This window comes from Nocardia transvalensis, assembly GCF_015477765.1.
In the GTDB taxonomy this organism is placed as follows: domain Bacteria; phylum Actinomycetota; class Actinomycetes; order Mycobacteriales; family Mycobacteriaceae; genus Nocardia; species Nocardia transvalensis_A.
In genome coordinates, this window is record NZ_JADLQQ010000003.1 from 158165 (window position 1) to 185112 (window position 26948).

A 26948-nucleotide genomic window follows, 5' to 3' on the forward strand; every position below is an offset into this window, starting at 1 on the left:
TAGTAAACCGACCCGAGGGGACCGATGACCGGCTTTCTGCTGCGACGTGCGCTCAACTATGTCGTGCTGCTGGTGCTGGCGACGTTCCTGGCGTTCACCTTGGCAGCGTTCAACTTCCATCCGCTGGACAGCCTGGAACAACGCAATCCCCGGCCCCCGCAGTCGGTGATCGACGCCAAGGCCCACGAGTTGCATCTGGACCAGCCCGTGCCGCAGCGCTATCTGACGTGGGCGAGCGGTGTGGTGCACGGCGACTTCGGCAAGACGTTGGCCGGGCAACCGGTCAGCCAGGAACTGCCCCGCCGCGTCGGCGTCAGCCTGCGCCTGGTGATCATCGGCTCGATCGTCGGGACCGTGCTCGGCGTGCTGATCGGCGCCGCGGGGGCCATCCGCCAATATCGGTTCAGCGATTACTTCACAACGGTAATTTCTCTGATCGTTTTGAGCACCCCGATCTTCCTCATCGCCACCCTGCTGAAATTCGGGGCCCTGCAGATCAATACGGCAACCGGGCAGCAGATCTTCCTCTACACCGGTGAGACATCGGCGACGGCGGTGCACGGCCTGTGGAATCAGATCGTCGACCGCGCCCAGCACATGGTGCTGCCCACCCTGACCCTGGCCCTCAGCTCGCTGGCCAGCTACAGCCGCTATCAGCGCAATGCCATGTTGGACGTCCTCCAGAGCGATTTCATCCGCACCGCCCGCGCCAAAGGCCTGACCCGGCGGCGGGCACTGTACAAACACGGACTGCGCACGGCGCTCATCCCCATGGCGACCCTGTTCGCCTACGGATTCGGCGCGCTGGTCACCGGTGCGGTGTTCACCGAGAAGGTGTTCGGCTGGCACGGCATGGGTGAATGGCTGGTGGATTCCATCAACGCACAGGATGTGTACGTGGTGGTGACCATCACCGGATTCTCCGGGCTGGTCGTCCTGATATCCGGGCTGCTGTCCGACATCGTCTATGCCGTTCTCGACCCCCGGGTGCGTATCTGATGACCGAGATGGAAATCATCAACCAGGGCGCGCCGGAGCCGGCGGCGTCCGGTCGGCGCAAGCTGGTGTGGCGCCGATTCCTGCGCAACAAGCCCGCCGTCATCGCCGTCTTCGTGTTGATCGCGCTGGCCCTGGCCGCCTACGTGCTGCCCGACTTCCTGCCCTACACCTACCTGGACACCGATCCGCCGAAGTACCTGCAGCCGCCCAGCCCGCAACATCCGTTCGGCACCGACCAGAACGCCGCGGACGTGCTGGCGCTCACCCTGCGCGGCATGCAGAAATCGCTGCTCATCGGCTTCTGCGTCGCGATTTTGAGCACGATCGTCGCCGCCCTCGCCGGTTCGGTGGCCGGACTGCTCGGCGGCTGGACCGATCGCGCGATCATGTGGGTGGTCGATCTGCTGCTGGTCGTGCCGAGCTTCATCATGCTGATGCTGTTCGCGCCGCGGACCAAGGGCAGCGGCTCGATCCTGCTGCTGATCCTGCTGCTGGCCGGATTCGGCTGGATGATCAGCGCCCGCGTGGTCCGCGGCCTCACCCTCAGCCTGCGCGAGCGCGAATTCCTGCGGGCCGCCAAATATATGGGCGCCTCGACCTGGCGGACCATCATCACCCACGTGGTACCGAATGTGGCCTCGTATCTGATCATCGACACCGCCTTGGCGGTCGGTGCGGCGATCATGGCCGAAACCAGCCTGAGCTTCCTCGGCTTCGGCATCCAGCCGCCCGAGGTCTCCCTCGGCACGCTCATCCAGTTCGGTGCGGGGCAGGCCACGGCCTTCCCCTGGACGTTCCTGCCCGCCGGCGGCGTGCTGATCGCGATCGTGCTGTGCGCCAACCTGATCGGCGACGGACTGCGCGACGCCTTCGATCCGAGTTCCGCCCGGGCGCGCGGACGACGCAAGAAGAAGTCGGCACAGGACGGCTCCGCCGCCGACGCCGCAGGAAAGGCCGCGGTATGACGGACAGGACCGCCACCGACGTGGAGGAGCAGACCCGCCGGGCCACCACCGCGCCGCTGCTCGAGGTTTCGGACCTGCACGTGTCGTTCCCCGGCGAGGAGGGCCGCATCGATGCGGTGCGCGGGGTGAACTACACCGTCTCCGACGGCGAGGTGCTGGCCATCGTCGGCGAATCCGGATCGGGCAAGTCGGTGTCCTCGCTGGCGGTCATCGGACTGCTGCCCGAACAGGCCCGGGTGCGCGGCTCGATTCGCCTGCGCGGCAGGGAACTTCTCGGCATGGGCGACAAACAGCTCTCGGCGCTGCGCGGCACCCGCATCAGCATGGTCTTCCAGGACCCACTGTCGGCGCTGACGCCGGTGTACCGGGTCGGTGATCAGATCGCCGAGGCCCTGCTGGCGCACAAGAAGATGACCAAGGAGCAGGCCGCCGAGCGGGCTGTCGAACTGCTGGATCTGGTCGGCATCCCCGATCCGGCCGTGCGCGCCAAGGCCTTTCCGCACGAGTTCTCCGGCGGGATGCGCCAGCGCGTGGTGATCGCGATGGCGATCGCCAACGATCCGGAACTGATCATCTGCGACGAGCCGACCACCGCGCTGGATGTGACGGTGCAGAAACAGATTCTGGGCCTGCTGCGCAAGGCGCGCGACATCACCGGCGCGGGCGTCGTCATGATCACCCATGACATGGGTATCGCCGCCACGCTGGCCGATCGCGTCGCGGTCATGTACGCGGGCCGTATCGTCGAAACGGCCGGAACGGCAGAGCTGTTCAACTCCCCGCGCATGCCGTACACCGTCGGCCTGCTCGGCTCCATCCCGCGGATGGACGGCCCGGCCCGCACGCCGCTGATCCCGATCGTCGGCGCACCGCCCGCCATGCACGATCTGCCGCCGGGCTGCCCGTTCGCGCCGCGCTGCCCGGTCTCGATCGACGACTGCCGGGCCGCCGAACCTCCGCTGCAGGATACGAATCCCGGGCACCGGGCCGCGTGCATCCGCACCGCCGAGGTCGATACCGACGCGCTGTTCACCGCCTTCCGCAAGGACGTGACCGTCCCGTCGGTCGAGCAGGACACCGATGCCCATGTGGTGCTTCGTGTTTCGGAGCTGACCAAGACCTTCCCGATCACCTCGGGGGTGGTGTTCAAGCGCCGCAAGGGTGAGGTGCGCGCGGTCGACGGCATCAGCTTCGAGGTGCGCGCCGGGCGGACGTTGGCGCTGGTCGGCGAGTCCGGCTCGGGCAAATCGACCACGCTCACCCAGATCATGGAGCTGGCCCGTCCGGAGGGTGGCACCATCGAGGTGCTCGGCAACGACGTGGCCGCCCTGACCAAGGCGCGCCGCCGGGAATTGCGCCGGAAGATGCAGATCGTCTTCCAGGACCCCTCGGCCTCTCTGGATCCGCGGCTGCCGATCTCCGACGCCCTGGCCGAACCGCTGCAGATCGATGGCCGGTCCAAAGAGGAGATCCGCAGGCGCGTACCGGAACTGCTGAAGCAGGTCGGCCTGCGCCCCGAACATGCCGACCGCTACCCGGCCGACTTCTCCGGTGGCCAGAAGCAGCGCATCAATATCGCCCGGGCGCTGGCGCTGGATCCGGAGCTGCTGATCCTCGACGAACCGGTCTCCTCCCTGGACGTCTCGATCCAGGCCGGCGTGCTGAATCTGCTGCGCAATCTGCAGATCGAGCGGGGGCTGTCGTATCTGTTCGTCTCCCACGACCTTTCGGTGGTGCGCAACCTGGCCCACGACATCGCGGTGATGTACCGCGGCAAGATCGTCGAATCCGGGCCCGCCGAACAGATTCTGGAGAATCCGCAACACGAGTACACCCGCGCCCTCATCGACGCGGTCCCCGTTCCGGTCGTCGCACGATAGGAGAAGGTCGTGGGAATTCGTTCGGCACCCCTGCGTTTGGCCGCCGTCGCGGTGGCGGCCGGTCTAGGACTGGCGGGATGCGCGAGCGGTGGCGAGACACCGCACGGTCCCGCGGCGCTGGGCACCAGTAACGACATCAATGCCAAGCCGCGCGAGGAGGTTCGCGACGGCGGCAATCTCCGGCTGGCCGTCACGGCGTTTCCGTCGAATTGGAATACGTTGTCCGCCGACGGTAACAACGGGGAGATCGCCGGGATCGAGTTCCCGATGATGCCACGGGCGTTCACGCTCGATGCCGCCGGGAATCCGACCGTCGACAAGAACTATTTCACCGATGTCCGGATGACCGGCACCGAACCGCAGCGCGTCGTCTACACCATCAATCCGAAGGCGGTGTGGAGCGACGGCTCGCCGATCACCTGGGAGGACATCGCCTCGCAAGCCCATGCGATGAGCGGTGCCGACAAACGGTTCCTGGTCGCGTGGAACAACGGTTTCGACCGGGTGGACAAGGTCGAACGCGGCGTCGACGACCGCCAGGCCGTCATCACCTTCAAACAGCACTTCGCGGACTGGAAGGGCCAGTTCGCCGGCAATTCCATGCTGTACCCGAAGTCGGTGACCTCGGATCCGGAGACGTTCAACAAGGGTCTCGTCGACCGGATGGGCCTGACCGCCGGACCGTTCCAGGTGCAGTCGATCGACCGCACGCAGGGGCGGATCGTGTTGGCGCGCAGTCCGAAATGGTGGGGCGACAAGCCCAAGCTGGACACCATCACCTTCAGTGTGCTCGATCGCTCGGCATGGGTGCCCGCGCTGCAGAACAACGAACTCGATGCTGCGATTCTGGCCACGCTCAGCGATCTCCGGAGCGTCCAGGGAATCCAGGGGCTCGAGATCCGGCACACCCCCGGAAATCGCTGGCGCCATATCACCTTCAATGGCGCTCCCGGATCCATCCTGGCCGATCAGGCTGTGCGAGTGGCGATTTCGAAGGCGATCGACAGGCAGGGCATTGCGGCGGCCGTCATGAACGGGCTGGTGCCCGATCCGCATCCGCTGAACAATCACGTCTTCCTCGAGGGTCAGCAGGGCTACCAGGACAACAGCCTGCCCTACGATCCGGATGCGGCGGCGCGCGAACTCGACGCCGCGGGCTGGACATTGCAGGGAGATGTGCGGGTCAAGGACGGCCGCCCACTGGAGATCCGCGACGTCATGTACAACGACGAGACCTGGATCTCGATCGCGAAGATCGTCCAGCAGAATCTCGCCAAGATCGGCGTCAAGCTGATCATCGATGCCAAGCCGGGGCAGAACTACTTCACCAACTGGATCATCCCGGGCGACTTCGACATCGCCCAGTTCGTCTACGTCGGCGACGCCTTCCCGCTCGCCAGCATTCCCCAGACCTACGGCTATCGGGCGGGCGACGTGCAGAACAACTTCGGCCGCATCGGCTCGTCGGAGCTGAACGACCTGATCGATCGGACGCTGTCGGAACTGGATCCGAAGAAGACGATCGAGCTGGCGAATCAGGTGGACCGCAAGGTCTTCGAAGAGGGCCATTCGCTGCCGCTGACCCAGGATCCGGGCAATTGGGCCGTGCGCTCGAATATCGCGAATTACGGCGCGCCCGGGCTGGCCTCCTACGACTACACCAAGATCGGCTTCGTGAAGTAGCCGACATCCCGACGAAAGGAAGCGATCCATGCGGATTCGTTCGACCCTGTGCCGCATCGCGATCCCCGCGGTCGCCTTCGGGCTGATTGTGTCGGGATGTGGTTCCGGCGCCGATACCGGCGGCACCGCCGATATCGGGACCACCAACGACATCAATCCGAAGGATCCCAGTGAGCTGCGGGACGGTGGCAACCTGCGGTTGGAGTTGACCTCATTCCCGGCCAACTTCAACCAACTGCATGTCGACGGAAACGTCCAGGACGTCGACTATGTCGTCACACCCCTGATGCCCAGGGCCTTCGTCAGCGACGCCGCCGGTGAATTGTCGATAGACCACAACTACTTCACCGACATTCAACTCACCAATACCAACCCGCAGACGGTCGTCTACACCATCAACCCCAAGGCGGTGTGGTCCGACGGCACCCCGATCACCTGGGAGGATCTGCGGTCCCAGGCGGAGGCGCTGGGTCACCCGGAGAGGGGCTTCCAGATCGCCGGATCGGGCGGGTTCGATCGGGTCGCGAAGGTCGAACGCGGTGTGGACGACCGGCAGGCCATCGTCACCTTCGACAAGCACTATGCGGAATGGAAGGGTCAGTTCACTCCCCTCTATCCGAAGTCCGTGACCGAATCGCCCGAGGCCTTCGACAATGCGAACCGCGACGGGATCACGCTGAGCGCGGGCCCGTTCATCATCACGAATATCGACCGCACTCAGAACCGCATCACGCTCGGCCGTAATCCGAAGTGGTGGGGGCCGACGCCGAAGCTGGACACCATCACCTACAGCGTGCTCGACAACAGTGCGGTGCTGGGCGCTGTCCAGAACGACGAGATCGACTGGGCATATATGTCGGGCCTGGCGAATGTGACGGGGGCGCGCAACACTCCCGGCGTGGTGGTTCGCCGTGCCGCCGAGCCGACGTTCAACGTCATCACGTTCAACGGTGCGCCGGGATCCATCCTGTCCGATCCGAAACTCCGGGTCGCGATTTCGAAGGCGATCGACCGGCAGGCGATCGTCGATCAGAGCCAACACGGCATCGTGGACAAGCCCAAGGTGCTGAACAACCATATCTTCGTGGCGGGTCAGAAAGGCTACCAGGACAATTCCGCGCCGGTGGCATTCGATCCCGACGCGGCCGCGCGCGAACTCGACGCGCTCGGCTGGAAGCTCAACGGCGACGTCCGTGAGAAGGACGGCCGCAGGCTCGAACTGCGCGATGTGATGTACCAGCAGGATCAGTGGGTGGACACCGCCAAGATCGTCCAGCAGAATCTCGCCCGCGTCGGCGTGAAGCTGAACATCCAAACCGTGCCCGGTACCGCCCTGTTCACCGACTACATCAACCCGGGCAATTTCGATCTCGCGCAGAGCGGCTGGGTCGGCAGCTCCCTGCCACTCGTGGCCCTCCCGCAGATCTACTACTACGACCCGAATAATCCGCAGGGCAACCACGGCCGAATCGGTTCGCCGGAATTGAATGCCCTGATCGAACAGACCATTTCTGAACTCGACCCGCAGAAGGCGATCGAACTCGCCAACCAATGCGACAAGATGATCTGGGAGTCGGGTTTCTCGCTGCCGCTGAACCAGGCCTCCGGCACTTACGCGGTGCGCGCGAATCTGGCGAATATCGGCGCATTCGGACTGGCCGACCCGGACTGGACGAAGGTCGGCTTCCTGAAGTGATCCCCGGTGCGGGCCACCCCCTGGCCTACCCGGTCCTGACGACGATCGGCGCCCTGGCGGTCTGCCTCGCCTGGGCGCCGTTCGTCGATCTGGACCAGTTGAGCGTCCTGGCCACCGTGGCCTTGGTCGTGCTGTGCTACACCGCCTTTCGTCTAGCGGTGGCGTTCGGCGTGCTACGAGTGCGCACGGTGCGCCCCGGCACCGCCGAATGCAAGCGGGTCCGCCAGCAATACCGGCTGCTCAGCCGGTCCTGGCTGGAGCTCACCGATGGCGGCCGAACCCGTTGGCTGCCGGTGTATTTCGACTCCATCCTGGTCACCCTCGTGGAATCGACGGCCGAATCAGGCCGGGGGACGGTCCATCTCGGGGGTCACCGCCTCTACCCCGCGGGCCCACTGCGCGATTCCGAGCCGATCGGCCGCCTCGTCGACAACCCGACGCGCCCGGATCCGGACGGCCCCGCCCATGCCGCCCATGCGTCCCGGCTGCGCCGCCGCCTGCTGCTGGACGCCCAATACGCCGTGGCCGCACCGTTCGTCGCCCTGTTCTGGGTCTACGTGGTCGGCGGCGGCCTTCCCGCATTCCTCTGCGCCATCACGGTCGCCGCGGTGGTCGCGATCTGGTTCGCGGCGATTCGCGGCTCCGATCCCAGCTGATTCACACCAGCGGCTGCTGCTGGGTCGAGCAGTGGATTCCACCGCCGCCCTCGGCGACCGCGTTGTACTCCACACGGACCACGTCCCGGCCCGGGAACAGGTCGGCGAGAATGCCCGCCGCCCGGTCGTCGCCGCGGCGGTCGCCGTAGGCGGGCAGGTAGACGGCGTCGTTGCCGACGTAGAAGTTGACGTAGGAGTAGAGGAACTCGGAGCCGCGCGTGCCCGGCATCGCGGCCGGATCCGGCTGGGGGAGTTCGACGATGTCGAAGCGGCGACCGGCGGCGTCGGTGGCCTCCATCAGGATGGCGCGGGCCTGGGCGGCGGCGCGGACGAAGACATCGGCCGGATCCGGGTCGACCGGCCAATCCAGCAGCACCACACCGGGTTCGGCGAAACGGGCCACGGCGTCGACATGACAGTCGGTCACATCCTCGTCCGCGACGCCCTGCAGCCACACCACCTTCGTGATGCCGAGCAGGTCGGCCATGGCCTTCTCGATATCGTCGTGCCCCAGCCCCGGATTGCGGTTGGGGTTGATCAGCGAGCTCTCCGTCGCCAGCAGCGTGCCCGCGCCGTCGACCTCCAGGGCGCCGGCCTCGGCGACGATCGGGGCGATCACCCGCGGAATCCCGACCAGTTCCAACACCTTTCGCGCCACCTTGGCGTCGAGATGACATTCGGCCTTCTGACCCCAGCCGTTGAAGTTGAAGTCGATCCCGGCGAGCGTGCCGTCGGGTGCGGTCACGAACACCGGTCCGGTATCGCGCATCCAGAGGTCGTCCAGCGGTGCCGCGACCACCTCCACGGCCGGGCCGCACGCCCGCTGTGCCTCCTCGACGTGCTCGCGCCGGGCGGCCATCGTCACCGGCTCGTGCTCGGCGATCGCCCGCGCCAGCCCCGCCACCTCCGCGCGCACCCGCGGTAGCAGCTCCTCCCACACCGACTCCTTGGCCGGCCACGCCAGCCAGGTCCGGGCATGCGGGGCGGACTCCGCCGGCATCACATAGCGCGTCATGATTCCGAACGGTATCGAGGCTGCGGCCCGGATGTCAGCAGGTCGGCGTGTCGTACGGCCGAGCCTGGCGCGCCGACCCGCGTGTCGCCGAAAACGGTCGTATGACCAGATAATTCAGCGTTTCTCACACGGTCCCAGCACTCCATCGAGCAGTCGTCGCAGCGACCACTCGAACTCCGCGGCCGGATCGGCGGCGAGCAGGTGGGGACGGGCGGCGGTGAGGGCCGGGTAAGCGGCGGGATCTATCTCGAAGCCCGGGTGGCCGAGCGGGTGTTCGTTCACGACCTGGCCGATGAGCAGATGCCAGGCGGCGCGGTAGGTGCGGGCGGCGGTCGCGGCATCCAGACCCGCCTCGAGCAGCGCCGACATGGCCGATTCGGTGAAGGGCAGGGCCGTCGGGGTGACCGAGGCGGCGTCGATGACGACCCTGGCCGCCCATGGATGCTCCAGCAGAATCCGATGCGCCGCGCACCACTGCCGGATCAGCCGCTCGCGCGCGGATCCGTTGTGCGCCACCGGGAACGAGCGGGCGAGGTCGTCGTTGAGCAGGGCCAGCAGTTCGCGGCGGTCGGCGATGTGCCGGTACAGCGACGCCTGGCCGGTATCCAGTTCCTGTGCCACGCGCCGCAGGGTGAGCGCGGCCAGACCCTCCGCGTCGGCGATGCGCCGGGCGGCGGCGACGATCGCGTCGCGGCTCAGCGGTTGTGCGCGCACGTGTCTCCCTTCTGCCGTGGCGTACCGAGCCTAATCAATCCCGTTCCGGCCTCTTGCGAACATCGTTCGCACCAAGTTAGGGTCGCCTAATGCGAACGGTGTTCGCAGGAGTAGAGGAGGGTTCATGACCACCGCAATCCCGCCCGCTCGCCGGATCGGGGCGATGACCGCCCTGGCGCTCGGCGTGCTGTCCTACGGCCTGATGCAAACCATGCTGGTCCCGGCCATCGGTGTGCTGCAGCAGGCCATGCACACCGGCGCGACCGGTGCGGCATGGGCGGTGCTGAGCGCGCCGCTGCTGGCCAGCGCGATCCTCACCCCGCTGGTGGGACGGCTCGGCGACCACTACGGCCGCCGCCGCATGCTGCTGGTGGTGCTGACGCTGTATCTGGGCGCCACCCTCGTGGCGCTGGCCGCCCCGAATATCGGCGTGCTCATCGCGGCCCGGGCCGGGCAGGGCATCAGCCTGGCGGTGCTGCCGCTGGCCTTCGGTTCGGTGCCGAATGTCCTGCCGCACGATCGCGTGCATGCGGGGCTGGGACTGCTGTCCGGGCTGGTCGGCGGGGCGGCCGGGATCGCGCTGGTCTGCGGCGGGCTGATCGTCGATCACGCCTCGTGGCGGTGGTTGTTCGTGGCCGGGGCCGGATTGATCGCCGTCACACTGGTTCTCACCTATGTGTTCGTGCCCGAGGGGCCCGCGCGCGCCACGGGCGGTTTCGATCCTGCCGGTACCGTGCTGCTGGCCGGTGGGCTGTCGGGAATCTTGCTGGCACTGACCCTGGGACCGGGCAGCGGGTGGTTCTCGGTGCCGGTGCTCGCGACGGCCGCGGCCGGTGTGGCCATGCTCGCCGGATTCCTGGGGATCGAACGACGATTGCGCTACCCGCTGATCGATATGGATCTGGTCCTGCACCCGCGGGTCGGCACGGCGCATCTGGCGATCTTCGTGTTGGGCACGATCCAGTTCCTGTACTACGTGCTGGTGCCGAAACTGGCCGAACTCCCGAGTGCGGCGGGTGGTTTCGGCGCCTCGGTCACCACCGCGGGGCTGGTCATGCTGCCCGCGACAGTGGTGATCCTGCCCGCCGGAACCCTCGCGGGGCGCCTGACCACGCGGCACGGACCGCAGCTGCCGCTCATCTCGGGACTACTGGTGACGGCCTCCGGCGCGGCCCTGCTGGCACTCGCCCATGATCACCTGTGGCAGTTGGCCGTCTGCGCCCTCCCGATCGGAATCGGCACCGGGTTGGTGATGACCGCCGCCCCCGCCCAACTCCACCGCACGGTCGACACGGCCCATGCCGCCACGGCCAACGGCATCAACACCGTCGCCCGCACGGTGGGCGGCGCGCTCGGCAGCCAACTCGCCGCGGCCCTCATCGTCGCCTCGGTCCCCACCGGCTTCCCCACCGCCTTCTGGACCGCCACGGTCATCGGAATCGTGGGCGCCGCAGTCACCTTCGCCGGTTCCCGGCCGCAAAGCAAAGCCGCCTCCGATCCCACCCCGACCTCGACGGCCAAGGCGCCCGCCCTCTCGGAGTGACGCACCAGCGGTGACTCACCCGCCCGACCGCCCATCAAGATTCCGGCGCACTTTTGGCCGGAGTCTCGCGAGGGAACACCGGGGACGACAGTTACTCGTTGGCAGCGCGGCGGTGTTCACGTGCGGCGCGGCGTTGGGCGGCGGCGCGGCGGCGGGCGAGTTCTTCCTTTTCGATGACGGCGGCTTGTTCGAGGGTGGGGGCGGTGCCGCCGAGGCGGGCGGGGACCCAGCGGGCGCCCGGGGGCATCTCGTAGCCCTGCTGGGCGCGGGCGAGCAAATGCTCCATCCGGGAACGTAATTCGGCGGTCAGCGCCTCGGCGGGCTCATGCGGCGGAAGCGGTTCGCCGATCCGGATGTTGATCGGGAAGTTGTGCCGGCCCAATTGTTTCGGGATGTCCTTGGTCCACACCCGCTGGGCGCCCCAGATGATCATGGGGACGATCGGGACCCCGGACGCGATCGACATCCGGGCGGCGCCGGATTTGAATTCCTTCAGTTCGAAACTGCGGCTGATGGTGGCCTCCGGATAGACCACCACGATCTCCCCGTCGCGCAGGGCGGTCACGGCGCGCTGGAAGGATTCGGCTCCGGCGGTGCGATCCACGCCGATCGCCTTGCAGTGCTTCATCAGCCAGCCCACGATGCCGTGCTCGAGTTCGGCCTTCATCATGTAGCGGACGTTGCGGCCCGACTTGCGGCCCACCAGGCCCACTTCCATGAAATCCAGGTAGGCGGTGTGGTTCACGGCGAGTACGGCCCCACCGGCGCGCGGAATGTGTTCCTGTCCTTCGATATCGATCCGCAATCCCTGCGCCCAGAACAGCGTCCGGACCAATCCGGTGAGGACGTCGAAAACGGGTTCTCGCGCCATGCTCTCGAAACTCCTGTACTACCCGCCGAACTACTCGCCCGCGTCCGACTTCCGCTTCGCCGCCTTGGCCTCGGCCTCGGCGGCATCCATCGCGTCGGCCTCCTCCAGTGTCGGGGCACTACCGCCCAACCGGGCGGGAACCCAGTATGCGCCGGGCTCGTGAACATAGTCCTTCTGCAACTCCAACAGCAGGTCCTGCATGGTGGAGCGCAGCCGGCGGGTCAGTTCGGCCGCCGGTTCGGCAATAGTGCCGTCGGTGACCGCGGGCGGCGCGATGGGCTCGCCGACAGCGATCGAGATGGGCGTGTTGGTGCGCCCCAATCGCTTCGGATATCCCTTCGTCCACACCCGCTGCGCGCCCCAGATCACCATCGGAATGATCGGCACCCCGGCCTCGATGGCCATCCGTGCCGCGCCCGACTTGAATTCCTTGATCTCGAAGCTGCGGCTGATGGTGGCCTCCGGATACACGCCCACCAGCTCGCCCCGGCGCAGATATTCCACCGCCGCCTGGTACGAGTCGGCGCCCGCCGACCGATCCACCGGGATGTGCTTGAGCGCCCGCATGATCGGCCCGGAGATCTTGTCGTCGAAAACCTCCTTCTTGGCCATGAACCGGATATAGCGCTTCGGCGTCCGGGCAGGCAGCCCGGCATAGGTGAAGTCCATATATCCGGTGTGGTTGATGGCGATGACCGCGCCACCTTCGGCAGGGATGTTCTCATCCCCCTTGACGTCGAACTTCAGGCCCTGGACAAAGAAGACGGTCCGGGCCAGGCCGATGATCGTCCGGTAGACGGGTTCCACAATTCCGCTAGCGTAGTCGCTGTCACACCCGGTACCGAGTACTGCATACGAAAGAGGTTGACAGCAGTGGGACGTCCCCGACCAGCAGCGCGGGAATCTGATCGGCGCAGTACAGGATTCGCGATCCGCGGGGCCCTGCTGGGGGGCATCGCCCTGCTGGCAGCCGGTCTCGTCACCGCCTGCGACTCGCGGGTCGGGATCGAGGGGACCGATTACGACACCGGGAGCACGTCTTCGGCGGTGCCCAGGACCGCCTCCTCCATCGCGGCGCCGCTGCTTCCGCCGGAGACGTCGGCCGGGGAGGTCGGCGTGACCGTCTCGTTGGCCTCGCCGGATCCGAAGGCCGCGGATGCGCTCACGCGCTGGGCGAGGGATCTGCAGCAACTGCCGTTGGCCGCGGTCGAGCGGCGCTGCTGGACCATGGCGCCGCGCAATGTCGAGGCCATGTACTCCGACAAGCAGGCCATTCTGGATGCGCTGGCGCAGCCGGGGGTCGACAACGGGTCGGCGATCGTGTGGAAGAACCAGCGCGACGGGGTCACCGTCGCCGCCCAGCGTGCCGAGATCGCCACCGGGTACGCCTGCCCGCGCGTCTTCCCCACCGGCTCCGACACGGGCTTCAACGACGCCGACGCCCGCCACACGGTGCGCCGCTATCTAGCTCGGCTGACCGGCAACCCGCTGGATCCGGCCGATACCGACAGCGCCTTCCCGCTCGTCTGCGCGGCACGCCCGGCCGCCTGGGATCCCACCGGCACCGGACGGTCGGCCCCGGCACCCCTGGCCACGACCCCGGGCAAGCTGTCGGGGGTCAAGTCCTTCGTCGACGATTCGATCACCTCCCAGCCGCTGCGCGGCGACTACCTCACGGTGTCGGTTCCGGTCACCGGCGCGGCCGGGGTCCAGCAGGAGCGGACGTTCACCCTGAAGGCCGGTGAGCGGGGTTACTGCATCGGCGACGTTTCCTCGTAGCGGCTACCCTGGGTGGCTGGCAAACGGTTCAGGAGGGACTTCTTCGTGCAGATCACCAGCGTCGGACACGCCGGTTTCCACATCCGCACCGCGGCCGGGACGATCCTCTGCGATCCGTGGGTCAACCCGGCGTACTTCGGCTCGTGGTTCCCGTTTCCGGACAACACCCGGCTGGACTGGGACGAGCTGGGCAACTGCGACTTCCTCTACGTCTCGCACCTGCACCGCGACCACTTCGACGCGAAGAACCTCGCCGAGCACGTCAACAAGGACGCCACCGTCCTGCTGCCCGACTACCCGGTGCCGGACCTGAAGCGGGAGCTGGAGAAGCTCGGCTTCCACAAATTCTTCGAGACCGAGGATTCGGTCAAGCACACCGTCACCGGGCCCGGCGGTGATCTGGACATCATGATCATCGCCCTGCGGGCCCCGGCCGACGGCCCGATCGGCGACTCCGGACTGGTCGTCTCCGACGGCGAGACCGTCTGCTTCAACATGAACGACGCGCGGCCGGTCGATATGGACGTGCTGCACGAGGCGTTCGGCCACGTCGACATCCACCTGCTGCAGTATTCGGGCGCCATCTGGTACCCGATGGTCTACGACATCCCCTCCCGGACGAAGGCCAACTTCGGCAAGCAGAAGCGGCAGCGCGGCATGGACCGGGCGCGCAGCTACATCGATCAGGTCGGGGCGACCTGGGTAGTGCCCTCGGCCGGGCCGCCGGTCTTCCTGGATCCGGAGCTGCGCTACCTCAACGACACCGGTGACGGCGCCGAGACCGGCAACATCTTCCCGGACCAGATGGTGTTCCTGGAGGAGATGCGCAAGAACGGCCACGACGGCGGCGTGCTGATGATCCCGGGTTCGGTCGCCGATGTCCGCGGACGCGAACTCGACCTCACCCATCCCTTCGATCCGGCCGAGATCTGGAACGACAAGGCGGGCTACATCGAGCGGATGGCCGAGCGCATGGCGCCGGTGCTGGCCGCGGAGAAAGCGTCCTGGGCCACCGGCGAGGGACCGCTGCTGCCGCAGCTGAAGGAGCTGTTCGAGCCGATCATGGTGCAGAGCGATCTGATCTGCGACGGCATCGGCTATCCGGTCGGCCTGGTGCTGGGCGAGGAGACCGTGGTCCTGGACTTCCCCAAGCGGGTGGTGCGCGGGCCGATCGATGGAGAAGGCAAGTACCGCTACGGTTTCCGCATCGATCCCCAGCTGGTGCGCACGGTCTTGCGCGACAACGAACCCGACTGGGTCAACACCATCTTCCTGTCCACCCGCTTCCAGGCGTGGCGCATCGGCGGTTACAACGAATTCCTCTACACGTTCTTCAAATGCCTGACCGATGAGCGCATCGCCTATGCCGACGGCTGGTTCGCCGAGGCACACGACGATTCGGCCTCCACCGAAATCGCGGGCTGGGAAGTACAGCGGCGCTGTCCGCACCTGAAGGCCGATCTATCGAAATTCGGTGTGGTGGAAGGAACTACTCTCACCTGCAATCTGCACGGCTGGCAATGGGATCTGGAATCCGGGCGATGCAAGACCTCCAAGGGACACGAACTGCGGGCGCGCAAGCTTTGATCCCGGCATTCGCCGGGAAGCGGGATGGTTTCAGGCGGTGAGTTCCCTGGTCAGTCTGGATGACCAGGGGCACCAGAAGCAGCCCGGGAGGAAGGCGCCGCAGGCCTCGTCGAGGTGGTCCTCGGTGTAGGTGATACTGGCGTCGCAGACCTCGATGGCCACGGTGAAGAACGTGATCGTGTCGGGGTCCAGATGGAAACTCCACCCCGGGTTGTATTCGACCTGCTGTTTGCGGATGCGGCCCATGACGTGGACCGACATGGTCTCTTCCCCGGACAGAATGCGGCGGGCCTCGGCGATGCGTTGCTCGTTGGTCAACCGGATCACGAATTCCTTGCCGGAGTAATCGGTGAATGCGAAGTCCGCCATGATATTCCACCTCGATAGTTGATTTCGGCGGGAAGAACTCTTGCCCATCGATTTTACGGCGGCCCGACCCGGCAAACCGGTGAATCGATTGCGTGGCAATATATTTGAAGGACCGGGCTGTATCTGTGTCGTAAACACGGTCGTCCGGTGGGCAATCGCGTCCCATCCGTACCGACGCCCCGAACTGCCGCGTGATTACTGCCGGGCAACAGCTTTCGCCCGGCCGATCAGATCCCGGATGGCCATCGCGCCGCGCGCCACCGGTGCGGCGATCCGGCCGTCGGCGCCGATCAGGACCCCCGACGGAGTGCCGCGCACCCGGTACCGCAACGCCGCCTCGTTACCCTGCTGGACCAGCACCGGGATATCGCCCAGCCCTTGGTCGCGGCCCCAGGCCGCATGTTCATCGACGTCACCGTTGCCGATCACCGCGATGCTGAGGGCATCGGCGGTCCGGGCCCGCCAGCGCGGCAGTTCCCGAGCCAGTGCCGCGCACAGCTCGCACGCCGGATGCACGAAGACCAACAGCACCTGGCGCCCGCCCCGCTGTAACGCCTCGAGACCGGCCCGCCCACCCCGGGTGTCCAGCAACTCGAATTCCGGCGCCACCGCGCCGACGGGCAACCCCTCCGCCCCGAGGGACGACAGGGCCTGCTCGTCCACCCGCCGCCGCAGCGCCCGAACGGCACCGATCAGCCAGATCAGCACTGCCACCAGGACCGCGACCACCGTCGTACCCACGATCCGATCGACCGAAAGTCCCAGCGGCACACGCGGATACACGAACGAGCCGACCGCCGCACCGACCGCCACCAGTATCAACACGCCGTTGCGCGCCACCGTGCGCCACCCGATAGGAGTCGTGCTCATCGCCCCGAAGCACGAACAGACCGGCCGCTTTCCGCGCCTCAGCAACCGGACCACCGCGACGGTGAACGCCATCAGCACGACCACTGCCGCCGAGGCCGCCACCGCCGCCGTCCACGGTGGCAATACGCCGACTGCGATCACCACCTCCACTACCGGCAGCGCCCCCGCGACTACAGGCGCCCATCGCAACGGAATCCCGAAGTCGGTCACCGCCTGTTGCGCCGAGTTCCGATCCACCCACTTCCCCCACGCCGACAGCCCGAACACCACGGCCACCGCCAATCGCGCCACCCACACCCCGTATTCGATCAGCATGACCGCACGATGACATATCCGCGTGTAACCGAAAGCCCTATCACAGGAACCTGTTTCGCGATCGCTACCCCCGCGCCCCGGCCCGAGAGTCGGGACGTCAGCTGGGCTGGGCTCGCTTGCGTGCCAGCTCGAGGATTTGCAGGGTCGCCACGGCGTCTGTGGGATCGACCGGTACCGGGGTGCCGTCCAGGAGGGTATCGGCCATGGCGGCGTAGAAGGCCGGGTAGTTGCCGGGTTCGCTGGGGATTGGGCGGATGTCGCCTTCGGCGCCGAGTAGGCCCCAGCGGTCAGGATCGACTGTGCCCCAGGGTTTTCCGTCATCGGGGCGGCTACCGGAACGGAGGGCGTCCTCCTGCGGGTCCAGACCGTATGAGACGTAACCGCTTTCGGAACCGAGCACTCGGAACCGCGGGCCGAGTTGCGGTGCGACAGCGCTCATCCACAGGTGCGAGCGAACACCGCAGGCGTGGGTGAGGGCCACGAAGGCGTCGTCGTCGGCCTGCACGTCGGCGCGGCGCGAGTCCAGCTCGCAGTAGACGTCGGCGACCGGGCCGAACAGGTGCAGCGCCTGGTCGACGAGATGGCTGCCCAGGTCGTAGAGGATGCCCGCACCGTCGTCGACGCCGCCGACCTCGCGCCAGCCGCCCTTGCTCACCGGGCGCCACCGTTCGAAGCGGGACTCGAAGCGCCGGATCTCACCGAGACTGCCGTCGGAGATCAGGCGGCGGATCGTGCGGAAGTCGCTGTCCCAGCGCCGGTTCTGGAACACGCTCAACGCCAGACCGGCCCGCTCGGCGGCGGCGATCACCTCCTCGCCCTCGGCGGCGGTCAAGGCGAACGGTTTGTCCACCACCACGGGCAGTCCCGCCGCGAGCGCCTGCCGGGCCAGGGGTGCGTGCGTCCGGTTCGGCGTCGCGATCACCGCCAGGTCGATTCCGGCGGTGTCGGCGAATAGCTCCTCGACCGCGCCGACGACGCGGACACCCGGATGTTCGCGCCGGGCCTGTTCGGCTCGCTCCGCCGAGGAGGTCACGACCGCCGCCACCCGCATTCGTGGTTCGGCGGCGATCAGCGGTGCATGGAAGACCGATCCGGCCAGCCCGTAACCCACGACGGCGACGTTGAGTGTCTGCATGAGGTCATTGTGATCCGGCAGGATTCGTGCGCGTCGCCACCCCGACCGCGACGAGAGTCAGGGCACACCCGATGACCGCCGTCGCCGACAGCCCGGCACCGGTGGGCGCCACGATATCCAGGACGACGGCGGCGATCAGCTGCCCGGCCACCGAGGTGAGACCGAGCAGCAGCACCCCGATCCAGCGGACCACCAGCGCGGCCAGCGCAATGAACAGCACTCCGATGGCCCCGCCGAGGTAGAGCCCCGGCTCACTGGGGAACCGCGACGGCCAACCGACCTTCGCGACCACGGCGGCCTCCACCAGCAGCAGCGCCACGGTCCCGGCGGCGAAGTTCACCAGGGTCGCGGGGACCGGTCCCCCGATCGCGCCGACACGACCGTTGACGGCCTGCTGCCAGGCCAATCCGATACCCGCGAGTGCGGGCAGCAGAACCAGCACGGTCACGGGCACGCCGCGCAGCGTCATCACCGAGGTGCCGTGCCCGGCCGCCGAACCGTGCAGGGCCGACACCGCCACCGCGATCAGGGCCAATACCGCCCCGACGATCCGCAGGCCGGTCACCGGTGTCCGCCCGCCCGGACCCAACCCCAGTCGATCCACCACCAGGCTGCTCACCAACTGCCCGGCCACCACGGCCACCGTGAACGCCGCCACGCCCACCACAGCCACCGTAAGCCCTTGGCTTGCAACGAAGAACGCCCCGCACAACCCCCCGAACAACTCCCACCACCGCAACTTCCCTGCCCACACGGCCCCGCGGACCTGCCCCACCCCCTCCCGCAACCGACCACTCACCGCAACCGCGGCGACGAGCAGCACCAACCCCGACCCGAAACTCACCACCGCCGCCGCCACCCCGTCCTGCAGCCGCTCCCCCAACGCCCCGTTGATCCGCGCCTGCACCGCCACCCCACCCCCGATACAGAACCCGAACGCCACACCCAACCGCCGCCACCTCGTCACCCGCCCGATTCTGCGCCCCCACCTTCCACCCCGACCACCCGGTCTGTCCGTCGCACCCCTTACCGGGCTTTCCGCCCTCCACGACCGGCCACAGGCGATGGAAAGTGCCACCAGCGTGCGCCGTTCCCGACACTTGTGTGGCCGAGCCGTCGCCCCTCTCGGTGGCGTCATAGGCGGCGCCCCGACCACCCCGCCTGGCGTCCGACGCACCCTTTGCCACACTTCACACCCTCCACGGCTAGCCGCAGTCCGTGCGAAACGCCGCGAGGGATGCGTCCCCCCGCAACCCTGTGCGGCCGAGCCGTCGGCCCTCTCGGTGGCGTTGTAGGGGGTGCCCCGACCATTCGGCCTGGCGTCCGACGCACCCTTTGCCACACTTCGCCCCCGCGACTGGACGCAGGCGGTGCGAAGCGCCGCTTGGGGTGCATCTCGCGCGACCGGTGCGGCCGAGCCGTTCAGCGGCCGGTGTCGTAGGGGGTGTCGAGGGGGATCCAGCCGTTGGCGGCGAAATCGCGGTCGGGGGCTCCCGCGCCGACCAGGCCGCGGCGGTCGTTCAGGTCGCTGATCAGTTCGGAGACGGGGTGGGAGTCGCTGTAGTGGTAGCCCTGGGCGAGGGCGAAGCCGAGTTCGGTGAGGACGGCTGCCTGATATTCGGTCTCCACGCCCTCGGCGATGACCTGCAGGTCCAGTGATTTGCTCAGGGCCGCAATGACTCCCAGCAGTGGTGGCGCAGGGGAATCGGAGCGGATGGCGGCGACGAAGGACTGGTCGACCTTGAGGATGTCGCTGGGGATGGTCGCCAGGCGGCTCAGCGAGGAATAACCGGTGCCGAAATCGTCGATGGCGATGCGGACGCCGCGCTCGCGTAGTTTGTGCAGATTCCCGATGGCCGTCTGGGATTCGGCCGCCAGCTCGCTCTCGGTCACCTCCAGCACCAATTGCTCGGCGGGCCAGCCGGTATCGGCGAGGATGCCGGAAACCCGGTCGGCGTACTCGGATTCGGCCAGTTCCAGCCCGCTCACATTGACATTCAGGGTGAGATCGAGCTGGGCGAAGGTCTCCTGCAGCCGGGCGGCGTCGGCGCAGGCGCGGCGCAGCACCAGCTCGTCCAGATCGGAGATGAGGTCGTACTCCTCGGCAACCCGGATCAGGCCCTCGGTCGTGACATCCGGCTGCGCGCTCGACGACCACCGCAGCAGTGCCTCCACCCCGACGGCCTTGCTGCCGCCCTCGGTCAGGCTCACGATCGGCTGGTAGTGCACGTCCAAGGCGCCCTTATCGATCGCCTCGCGCAGCTCCACGGCCAGCGGCAGCTGCCGCGACGACTCCAGCACCGTCCGATTGCGTCCGGCCTGCTTGGCCCGGTACAGCCCGACGTCCGCGCGGCTGACCAGCAGCGAGCCGGACTCCCCCGGCTGCCAGGAGGTGACGCCCGCCGAACATCCGGTGGTGACCGCGGCCCGCAGCTGCTCGGTGAGCAGAATCGCCGCCTGTTCGGTGGTGTTCGGCAGCAGCAGCGCGAAGGCGTCGCCGCCGTAGCGGGCCAGCCGTTGGCCGGGTGCGAGCAGCTTCTGCCAGGTGTCGGCCACCCGCTGCAGTACCGCGTCGCCGGCGCGATGGCCGAGGTGATCGTTGATCTTCTGGAAGCGGTCCAGATCCACCAGCACCAGCGCCAGTCCCTGTCCGGTCCGGGTGGCATGGGCGATGGCGCCGTTGAGGGCCCGGTCGAAACCGCGCCGATTCAGCAGACCGGTCAGCACATCGATATCGGCATCCGATGCCATCCGGGTGAGGATCCCGACCACGATGCCCACGCCGACGGTCACCCCGGCCGGAATCATGCCCGACCACCACGGCAACCCGCGCGAGGGCACCACCCACAGGCACAGCAGCACCGCGAAAACCACATGTGCCGCAACCCATTGCCAGGCAAAGAAGATCGCGGCGTCGCAGGCGATGAACACGTAGAAGGCCGCCAGGCTGATCGCGCCGACGGTATTCGGGAACCAGTGCACCGCAACGGTCACCAGCACCGTGGCGACCGCGACGTACCCGTGGTGAATCGAATGCGGCAGCCGGGGACCCCAGATCAGCAAACTGATGCCGAGTGCCAGGGCGGTCGCGGCCGCCACGCCCACCACGACGCGATTGCCCTCGCTCCCCGGAGCGACGGCAGTGATGAGCAGGCCCAGTACACCACCCATGACGTAGAACGCCCCGGTGGTTCGTGCCATGACCATGGCCGTCGCCAGCGCCGACGCCGCCCGCACACGCGTGCGGGTATCGCCGCGAGATCCGAATCCTCGCACGGTGCATAGCCTAGAGCCAACCGACCTGAGCAGTAGTCACATCGGCAGGAATCGACGGGCAAAGTCCTCGATTCGCGAGCTCGGCAGCACATCGGCCGCCACCTGGTCGCTATGTCCGTAACGGTGGGATTGCGCGCGAATTGTCAGCTAACGCAACGGTTCCAGCACTTCACGGCCCACGAACGGCACCAGCGCCGCGGGCACCCGCACCGAGCCGTCGGCCTGCTGATGGTTCTCCCACAGCGCCACCAGCCAGCGAGTGGTCGCCAAGGTGCCGTTGAGAGTCGCCGCGATCTGCGGCTTACCGTTCTCGTCGCGATAGCGCACCGACAACCGGCGGGCCTGGAAGGTGGTGCAGTTGGAGGTCGAGGTGAGCTCGCGATAGGTCTGCTGACTGGGCACCCAGGCCTCGCAGTCGAATTTGCGTGCGGCCGAACTGCCCAGGTCACCGGCCGCGGTGTCGATCACCCGATAGGGCACCTCGATCGCGGCGAGCATGTCCTTCTCCCAGGCGAGCAACCGACGATGCTCGGCATCGGCGTCCTCCGGTTTGCAGAAAACGAACATCTCGACCTTGTCGAACTGGTGCACGCGGATGATGCCGCGAGTGTCCTTGCCGTAGCTGCCCGCCTCGCGGCGGAAGCAGGACGACCAGCCCGCATAACGCTTGGGACCGGCGCTCAGATCGAGGATCTCGTTCGCGTGATATCCGGCCATCGGCACCTCGGAGGTGCCGACCAGATACAGCTCGTCCTCCTCGAGGTGATAGACCTCGGCGGCGTGCTGGCCCAGGAATCCGGTGCCCGCCATGATCTCCGGGCGCACCAGCACCGGCGGAATCATCATGGTGAATCCGTTGGCGGTCGCGCGCTGCGCCGCCAGCTGCAGCAGCGCCAGCTGCAGCAGCGCGCCGTAGCCGGTGAGGAAGTAGAACCGCGCGCCCGACACCTTGGCGCCGCGCTCCATGTCGAGCAGGCCGAGGGATTCGGCCAGTTCCAGATGGTCCTTGGGTTCGAAGTCGAATTCCGGTGGTGTTCCGATCGTTTCGAGCACGACGTAATCGTCCTCGCCGCCGGCGGGCACACCCTCCTGCACCACGTTGGGGATAGCGCGATGGGCCGCATCGAATTCGGCGTCGGCGGCGCGCTCGGCCGCCTCGGCCTCCTTGACCTTCGCCGACAGCTCCTGGGCCTGCGACAGCAGCGCGGGCCGCTCCTCCGGCGACGCCTTGCCGACCTTCTTGCCCAGCGCCTTCTGCTCGGCGCGCAGATTGTCGGCCGTCGCCACCGCGGACCGGCGCGCGGCATCGGCCTCGAGCAGGGCGTCCACCAGCGCCGGGTCCTCACCCCGGGCCCGCTGGGAGGCGCGCACGGTGTCCGGGTTCTCGCGCAGGAATCGCAGGTCGATCACGAGCAGCCAGCCTAGTAGCCGCTGTCTGAACAGCCGTCCTGAGCCCTGCACACGGCCGCGGCGGAGCCGAAGATGCGCCCGTCACCCGGCCTCCGGCATGCCGATCCGAGTCCGATCGTGGCGGCGCCTCGCGGGCGCTGCCATCATGGAGCGCGATGTCCTCCCACGATGAGCCGCCCCAGGAGCCCGAGCCCGGCACCGAGCCGCCGGCCGCGTCCGGCCGTCCGGCGTCCACACCGACCGCGCGCAGCACGGCCGGGCGGATCCATCTGCCGGCACACAAGCTGCGCTGGGGTCTGCTGGCGGTCGCGGTCGGCGCGGTCGTCGCCGCACTGGTGACCCTGTTCATCTCCGGATTCCGCAGCTCGAACGGGCTGGAGGCGCACGACCCGGCGAAACCGCAGCCGACCGGGCGCGCCAACGCCGCCTTCGGCACGGCGAAATCGGGCGACTGCCTGACCTGGTCCAATCCCAAGACCCTCGATCTGGCCAAGGTGAACTGTGCGGACAAGCACCTGTTCGAGGTCACCGCGGACATCGACCTGAGCAAATATCCGGGCCGCGAATTCGACCGCGGCTCGCGCTTCCCGGATTCGCTGCGCTTCGCCGAACTGCGCGACGAGCACTGCACCTCGGCGGCGGCCGACTACCTCGGCGGGAAGCTGGACCCGCGCGGGCGCTTCGTGGTCGGCATGATCAACCCGGGCGAGAGCGCCTGGCGCAACGGCGACCGCACCATCCGCTGCGGGCTCCAACTGATCAGCGCGACCGGTAACGCCACCCAGCAGACCGTGGGCCGGGTGCGCGACAGCGATCAGTCCCGCATCTTCGATCCCGGCACGTGCATCGGCATCAATCAGAGCCTGCCCACCAACGAGCCGGTCGACTGCGCCAAGCCGCACGCCTACGAGGTGATGTCGGTCGTCGATCTGGGCGGCCACTTCGACGGCGGCCCGCCGAACAATGCCGACCAGGACAAGTTCATGCAGGACGAATGCGCCCGCGTGGCCGCCGACTATCTGGGCGGGCAGGACGCGCTGATCAACAAGACGCTCACCATCTTCTGGGACAACCTGGACGCGCGCAGCTGGCTGATCGGCAGCCGGAAGCTGAACTGCCTGGTCGGCAAGGGTTCTCAGGACGGCTTCTCGACCATCACCGGTTCGGCCAAGGGCGACATCCTCATCGACGGCCAGGCCCCGGTTCCGCCGCCGAGCTCCGGGCGCTCGACCCCGCAGCCGCTGCCGGGTGCCGCGCCCGCACCGGTTCCGCCGCCACGGTGATCGGGGAGTCGCCGCATGTCCGTCTCGATGCCGGAGGATCGGTTCGAGGAATTGGTCGCCGATGCGCTGGACCTGATTCCGCCGGAGTTGACGCGCGCCATCGATAACGTGGTGGTCCTGATCGAGCCGCGCAACCCCGAGGATCCGCACCTGCTCGGGCTCTATCACGGCATCGCGCTGACCGAACGCATCGACAGCCACTACGGCGGAGCCCTGCCGGATACGGTCACCATCTACCGCGACGCGATCCTCGAAATGTGCGACAACGAGGAGGAGGTGGTCGAGGAGGTGGCGATCACCGTGATCCACGAGATTGCTCACTATTTCGGCATTGACGAAGACCGCCTGCATCAGCTGGGATGGGGCTAGTCTTGATCCGCGAAGCGGGTCAAGCCGGAGGAAACTATGGACTCGAGGGGAACCGGAGCGGGGGCCGTCGCGTCCAATCAACTCGTAGGGGGAATTCTCGTGGTTCCACCGAAGGCCCGACATATGTCGGGCCTACAGAGCTTCAGCCGCCACCAGAAGGAGTGCGAGTAATGGTTGGCTTCGTCAATGTCACGCCCGAAGTCGTCCTCGCGGCCGCCGCGGAACTCGATCTACTTGCCGAACGTCTCGCTGCCGTCTCGGCGCTGAGCGGTCCGGCGACGCATGTGATCCCGTCCGGTGCCGAGGAGGTGTCGTTCCTGGCCGCCAATCACTTCAACCAGGCGGCGCTCAGCCACGACCGCGCGGTGGCCCAAGGCATCCTCGAGCTGCACCACGCCGCCGCGGTGCTGCGCCAGAATCTGGCCCAGCACATCGCCGAGGATGCGGTGAACGCCGCCGGTCTCGGCTCCATCCAGGTATAAAGCCGGACACCACCATTCGTTCAGGGGAGTAACAAATGACCGCAGGGATCACCGGGGTGTTCTGGCTGCCCCGCATGGCCGAGGCCAACTCGATCTCGCTCAATGCCGGTGCGCACGCGATTCCGATCTCGGCCGCCGCCACCGCCTGGGGAGCGCTGACCGCCGCGTGGGTGGACGCGACAGCCACCGTCACCCGTGTGATGGCCGAACTCGGTGTCGGTCTGCAGGGTTTGAACGGTGTCGCCGCCCTGACCCGCCTCACCGGATTCACCGGCTGGGCCGAGCAGCAGGGCGTGCTGGCCGCGTCGATGGGCGCCAAGGCCGCATCGAATGCCACCGCCTACACCGTGGCGTCGCTGGCGATGCCCAGCCTGCCCGAGATCGCGGCCGTCGAGGCGGCCCGCGTCGCGGCCCATTCGACCGGCGGCGCCCTGAACGGCAGCGCCGAACTCGCCGAAGCGGCCAAGGCGGCGATGGATATTCGCGCCGCGCTGGTGATGGAGACCTACGAGGCGGCGACCACCGCGATCGTCACCACGCCGAACCAGTTCGCGATGCCGCCGGCCATCGCCAACGGCGCCGGATCGGCCGAGGGCTCCCAGAACGCCGAAACCGCCTTCCAGGGCGCGGGTGGCGATCCGGTCCAGACCGCGGTCGCGGCCGCCCAGGCCTTCGCCTCCAATCCGGGCGTCGTCAGCGCCGCCACCCAGGCCGCGCAGTTCGCCGGTTCGGTGGCCACCTCCGGCGTCACCACCGCCGGGAACGTGGCCAGTGGGGCGATCGCGGCGGCCACCCAGGCGGCGGCCCCGGCCTCGATGGGTGCGACGCCGATGATGGCGGGCGTCGGCGCCGCGGCGGCCGGTGGCGGTGCCGCGGTGGCCACCCGGGCGGTCTCCGTCGGCGGTTCGGTCCCGATCGGCAACGGTGGCGGCAGCCTGAAGGTCCCCGAAGGCTGGGGTGCCGGGAATGTGCTCGGCGGCAACAACGCCTCCGCGACCACTGCGATCGTGCAGAACGCGTCGACCGGCCCGGTCGGCGCGCCGGTGCGCCCCGCCACCGCGACGGGCAATCCGCTTCTCGGACACCAGGTTCGCCACGACGACGAGGACGAGGCCGAGCACAAGAGCAACGACTATCTGCGCGGCGACCACTTCGCCGACGGCCGGGTCATCGCGTCGGGCGTCATCGGGGCCGAGCCGACCGTGGAGAGCGCTAAGTGACGGTTCTCGGCGCCGGCCGCGGGCCGTCCATGCTCGAGGCGGTCGCGTTGTCGCTCGACGAAATGCAGTTTCTGCTCGAGAAACTGGAGATCGACGAGGTGCCCGTCGTACTGGATGCGATGGGCCGCTACGACAACGTGGTCGACCACGATGCGGCGATGGCCGCGGCCGCCGAATCGCTCACCGCCCGTGAGCTGCTCGCCGACGACGTCGTCCACCACGATCTCGAGGTTCGGCTGCGGGCGCTGTACCGCCCGCACTGGGTCCTCGCGATGCGGTGGTACGTCGCCGACCGAGTGAACCGCTTCTGCATCGCCAAGGGCGACGACCTGGAGGTCGTCGTCCTGCGCGGGCCGGATTCGTATGTCGTCGACGAGGCGGGTCACGATCTGCCCGGTACGGTGATGGCCGCCCTCGGCCCGGCCGACCCGCTCGAGTTGAGCGGAATGAACGCCCTCACCGAGGAACTCGAGCCGATCTTCAACGACGCCGGCGATGCGGCAGCCACCGCCGAGCGGCTCAACCGGGTCGGCAAACCGGCGCGCGACGCTCCCGTCCTGGCCTCGGCCATGGTCGAAATCCATTCCTACGCCTCGATCGTGGGCGTGGTGTACGGCGACGGCACGCGCGATATCGCCGACGGCATGATCGCGGTCTACGACACCCGCAACGGCCGCTTCCTCGCCACCACCACCCGCTCCGACGAGGATGTGCAATGGACCTCGCTGGCCAGTGGCACGCCGACCCGATTGCGGCAGGCGTTGAAGGATCTGATCGACAAGCTGCCGCTGCGCGAGGATTTCAAGCCGAGCCCGCCCGCGGTCTGAGCGC

24 protein-coding genes are annotated in these 26948 nt (G+C 67.8%); 14 read left to right on the plus strand and 10 right to left on the minus strand.

The genetic code is table 11. The features are described 5' to 3' along the window. The first annotated feature begins 24 nt into the window (after positions 1-24). The 6 genes from IU452_RS08740 to IU452_RS08765 are packed head-to-tail and all read left to right on the plus strand — an operon-like array spanning position 25 to position 7879. Positions 25-999, plus strand: a complete 975-nt coding sequence (locus tag IU452_RS08740) for an ABC transporter permease (protein ID WP_195108447.1) — start codon at positions 25-27, stop codon at positions 997-999. Next, on the plus strand, positions 999-1964 hold the full coding sequence (locus IU452_RS08745; protein WP_195108448.1) for an ABC transporter permease: 966 nt from the start codon (positions 999-1001) through the stop codon (positions 1962-1964). The genes IU452_RS08740 and IU452_RS08745 overlap by 1 nt, the downstream gene beginning before the upstream one ends. Next, positions 1961-3844, plus strand: a complete 1884-nt coding sequence (locus tag IU452_RS08750) for an ABC transporter ATP-binding protein (RefSeq protein ID WP_195108449.1) — start codon at positions 1961-1963, stop codon at positions 3842-3844. The genes IU452_RS08745 and IU452_RS08750 overlap by 4 nt, the downstream gene beginning before the upstream one ends. A gap of 9 nt (positions 3845-3853) precedes the next feature. Next, positions 3854-5527: an ABC transporter family substrate-binding protein gene (locus tag IU452_RS08755; protein ID WP_195108450.1), complete on the plus strand. Its 1674-nt coding sequence runs from the start codon at positions 3854-3856 to the stop codon at positions 5525-5527. A 28-nt stretch (positions 5528-5555) separates the two neighbouring features. Further along, complete coding sequence (locus IU452_RS08760; protein ID WP_195108451.1) at positions 5556-7223, plus strand: ABC transporter family substrate-binding protein; 1668 nt, start codon at positions 5556-5558, stop codon at positions 7221-7223. Next, entirely contained in the window at positions 7220-7879 is a 660-nt protein-coding gene (locus tag IU452_RS08765; protein ID WP_324192513.1) for a hypothetical protein, read from the plus strand. The genes IU452_RS08760 and IU452_RS08765 overlap by 4 nt, the downstream gene beginning before the upstream one ends. Position 7880: 1 nt before the next feature. Here the strand turns inward: IU452_RS08765 and IU452_RS08770 are convergent, their stop codons facing one another. Both IU452_RS08770 and IU452_RS08775 read right to left on the minus strand, forming a co-directional pair. After that, positions 7881-8894, minus strand: a complete 1014-nt coding sequence (locus tag IU452_RS08770; protein WP_195108452.1) for an agmatine deiminase family protein — start codon at positions 8892-8894, stop codon at positions 7881-7883. Positions 8895-9008: 114 nt separating this feature from the next. Then, complete coding sequence (locus tag IU452_RS08775) at positions 9009-9608, minus strand: TetR/AcrR family transcriptional regulator C-terminal domain-containing protein (RefSeq protein ID WP_195108453.1); 600 nt, start codon at positions 9606-9608, stop codon at positions 9009-9011. Between the two features lie 124 nt (positions 9609-9732). Here IU452_RS08775 and IU452_RS08780 point away from each other — a divergent pair, with 124 nt between their 5' ends. After that, complete coding sequence (locus IU452_RS08780) at positions 9733-11151, plus strand: MFS transporter (RefSeq protein WP_195108454.1); 1419 nt, start codon at positions 9733-9735, stop codon at positions 11149-11151. Between the two features lie 91 nt (positions 11152-11242). Here the strand turns inward: IU452_RS08780 and IU452_RS08785 are convergent, their stop codons facing one another. Continuing rightward, entirely contained in the window at positions 11243-12022 is a 780-nt protein-coding gene (locus IU452_RS08785) for a lysophospholipid acyltransferase family protein (RefSeq protein WP_195108455.1), read from the minus strand. Positions 12023-12052: 30 nt separating this feature from the next. Continuing rightward, entirely contained in the window at positions 12053-12829 is a 777-nt protein-coding gene (locus IU452_RS08790; protein ID WP_195108456.1) for a lysophospholipid acyltransferase family protein, read from the minus strand. 66 nt (positions 12830-12895) lie between these two features. Between IU452_RS08790 and IU452_RS08795 the strand changes: the two genes are divergently transcribed. Both IU452_RS08795 and IU452_RS08800 read left to right on the plus strand, forming a co-directional pair. Further along, positions 12896-13801: a hypothetical protein gene (locus IU452_RS08795; RefSeq protein WP_324192514.1), complete on the plus strand. Its 906-nt coding sequence runs from the start codon at positions 12896-12898 to the stop codon at positions 13799-13801. 45 nt (positions 13802-13846) lie between these two features. Then, on the plus strand, positions 13847-15388 hold the full coding sequence (locus IU452_RS08800; protein ID WP_195108457.1) for a Rieske 2Fe-2S domain-containing protein: 1542 nt from the start codon (positions 13847-13849) through the stop codon (positions 15386-15388). Between the two features lie 30 nt (positions 15389-15418). Here IU452_RS08800 and IU452_RS08805 read toward each other — a convergent pair whose 3' ends face one another. From IU452_RS08805 to serS, 6 genes are all read right to left on the minus strand, one after another. Further along, complete coding sequence (locus IU452_RS08805) at positions 15419-15757, minus strand: calmodulin (protein ID WP_195108458.1); 339 nt, start codon at positions 15755-15757, stop codon at positions 15419-15421. Between the two features lie 195 nt (positions 15758-15952). After that, a complete protein-coding gene (locus tag IU452_RS08810) occupies positions 15953-16942 on the minus strand; it encodes a MauE/DoxX family redox-associated membrane protein (RefSeq protein ID WP_195108459.1) in 990 nt (329 codons plus the stop codon). Positions 16943-17039: 97 nt separating this feature from the next. After that, entirely contained in the window at positions 17040-18077 is a 1038-nt protein-coding gene (locus IU452_RS08815) for a Gfo/Idh/MocA family oxidoreductase (RefSeq protein WP_195108460.1), read from the minus strand. A 4-nt stretch (positions 18078-18081) separates the two neighbouring features. Then, positions 18082-19044, minus strand: a complete 963-nt coding sequence (locus IU452_RS08820) for a DMT family transporter (RefSeq protein ID WP_324192515.1) — start codon at positions 19042-19044, stop codon at positions 18082-18084. 455 nt (positions 19045-19499) lie between these two features. Further along, a complete protein-coding gene (locus IU452_RS08825; protein WP_324192516.1) occupies positions 19500-21353 on the minus strand; it encodes a putative bifunctional diguanylate cyclase/phosphodiesterase in 1854 nt (617 codons plus the stop codon). A 147-nt stretch (positions 21354-21500) separates the two neighbouring features. Further along, complete coding sequence (gene serS, locus IU452_RS08830; RefSeq protein ID WP_195108462.1) at positions 21501-22763, minus strand: serine--tRNA ligase; 1263 nt, start codon at positions 22761-22763, stop codon at positions 21501-21503. 155 nt (positions 22764-22918) lie between these two features. Between serS and IU452_RS08835 the strand changes: the two genes are divergently transcribed. The 5 genes from IU452_RS08835 to IU452_RS08855 all read left to right on the plus strand — a co-directional run bounded on the left by IU452_RS08835 (position 22919) and on the right by IU452_RS08855 (position 26944). Then, complete coding sequence (locus IU452_RS08835) at positions 22919-24046, plus strand: septum formation family protein (protein ID WP_195108463.1); 1128 nt, start codon at positions 22919-22921, stop codon at positions 24044-24046. 15 nt (positions 24047-24061) lie between these two features. Continuing rightward, entirely contained in the window at positions 24062-24415 is a 354-nt protein-coding gene (locus IU452_RS08840) for a metallopeptidase family protein (RefSeq protein WP_195108464.1), read from the plus strand. A gap of 170 nt (positions 24416-24585) precedes the next feature. Continuing rightward, on the plus strand, positions 24586-24897 hold the full coding sequence (locus IU452_RS08845; RefSeq protein WP_195108465.1) for a PE family protein: 312 nt from the start codon (positions 24586-24588) through the stop codon (positions 24895-24897). A gap of 35 nt (positions 24898-24932) precedes the next feature. Further along, positions 24933-26117, plus strand: a complete 1185-nt coding sequence (locus IU452_RS08850) for a PPE domain-containing protein (RefSeq protein WP_195108466.1) — start codon at positions 24933-24935, stop codon at positions 26115-26117. Next, complete coding sequence (locus IU452_RS08855) at positions 26114-26944, plus strand: ESX secretion-associated protein EspG (protein WP_195108467.1); 831 nt, start codon at positions 26114-26116, stop codon at positions 26942-26944. Before IU452_RS08850 ends, IU452_RS08855 begins: the two co-directional genes overlap by 4 nt. Positions 26945-26948: the final 4 nt, after the last annotated feature.

Coding starts and splice junctions, on each gene's coding strand:
- IU452_RS08785 (WP_195108455.1), bottom strand. CDS start 12,022: ATGGCGCGAGAACCCGTTTTCGACGTCCTCACCGGATTGGTCCGGACG.
- IU452_RS08780 (WP_195108454.1), top strand. CDS start 9,733: ATGACCACCGCAATCCCGCCCGCTCGCCGGATCGGGGCGATGACCGCC.
- IU452_RS08840 (WP_195108464.1), top strand. CDS start 24,062: ATGTCCGTCTCGATGCCGGAGGATCGGTTCGAGGAATTGGTCGCCGAT.
- IU452_RS08810 (WP_195108459.1), bottom strand. CDS start 16,942: ATGCTGATCGAATACGGGGTGTGGGTGGCGCGATTGGCGGTGGCCGTG.
- IU452_RS08770 (WP_195108452.1), bottom strand. CDS start 8,894: ATGACGCGCTATGTGATGCCGGCGGAGTCCGCCCCGCATGCCCGGACC.
- IU452_RS08745 (WP_195108448.1), top strand. CDS start 999: ATGACCGAGATGGAAATCATCAACCAGGGCGCGCCGGAGCCGGCGGCG.
- IU452_RS08835 (WP_195108463.1), top strand. CDS start 22,919: ATGTCCTCCCACGATGAGCCGCCCCAGGAGCCCGAGCCCGGCACCGAG.
- IU452_RS08740 (WP_195108447.1), top strand. CDS start 25: ATGACCGGCTTTCTGCTGCGACGTGCGCTCAACTATGTCGTGCTGCTG.
- IU452_RS08750 (WP_195108449.1), top strand. CDS start 1,961: ATGACGGACAGGACCGCCACCGACGTGGAGGAGCAGACCCGCCGGGCC.
- IU452_RS08760 (WP_195108451.1), top strand. CDS start 5,556: ATGCGGATTCGTTCGACCCTGTGCCGCATCGCGATCCCCGCGGTCGCC.
- IU452_RS08815 (WP_195108460.1), bottom strand. CDS start 18,077: ATGCAGACACTCAACGTCGCCGTCGTGGGTTACGGGCTGGCCGGATCG.
- IU452_RS08805 (WP_195108458.1), bottom strand. CDS start 15,757: ATGGCGGACTTCGCATTCACCGATTACTCCGGCAAGGAATTCGTGATC.
- IU452_RS08845 (WP_195108465.1), top strand. CDS start 24,586: ATGGTTGGCTTCGTCAATGTCACGCCCGAAGTCGTCCTCGCGGCCGCC.
- IU452_RS08850 (WP_195108466.1), top strand. CDS start 24,933: ATGACCGCAGGGATCACCGGGGTGTTCTGGCTGCCCCGCATGGCCGAG.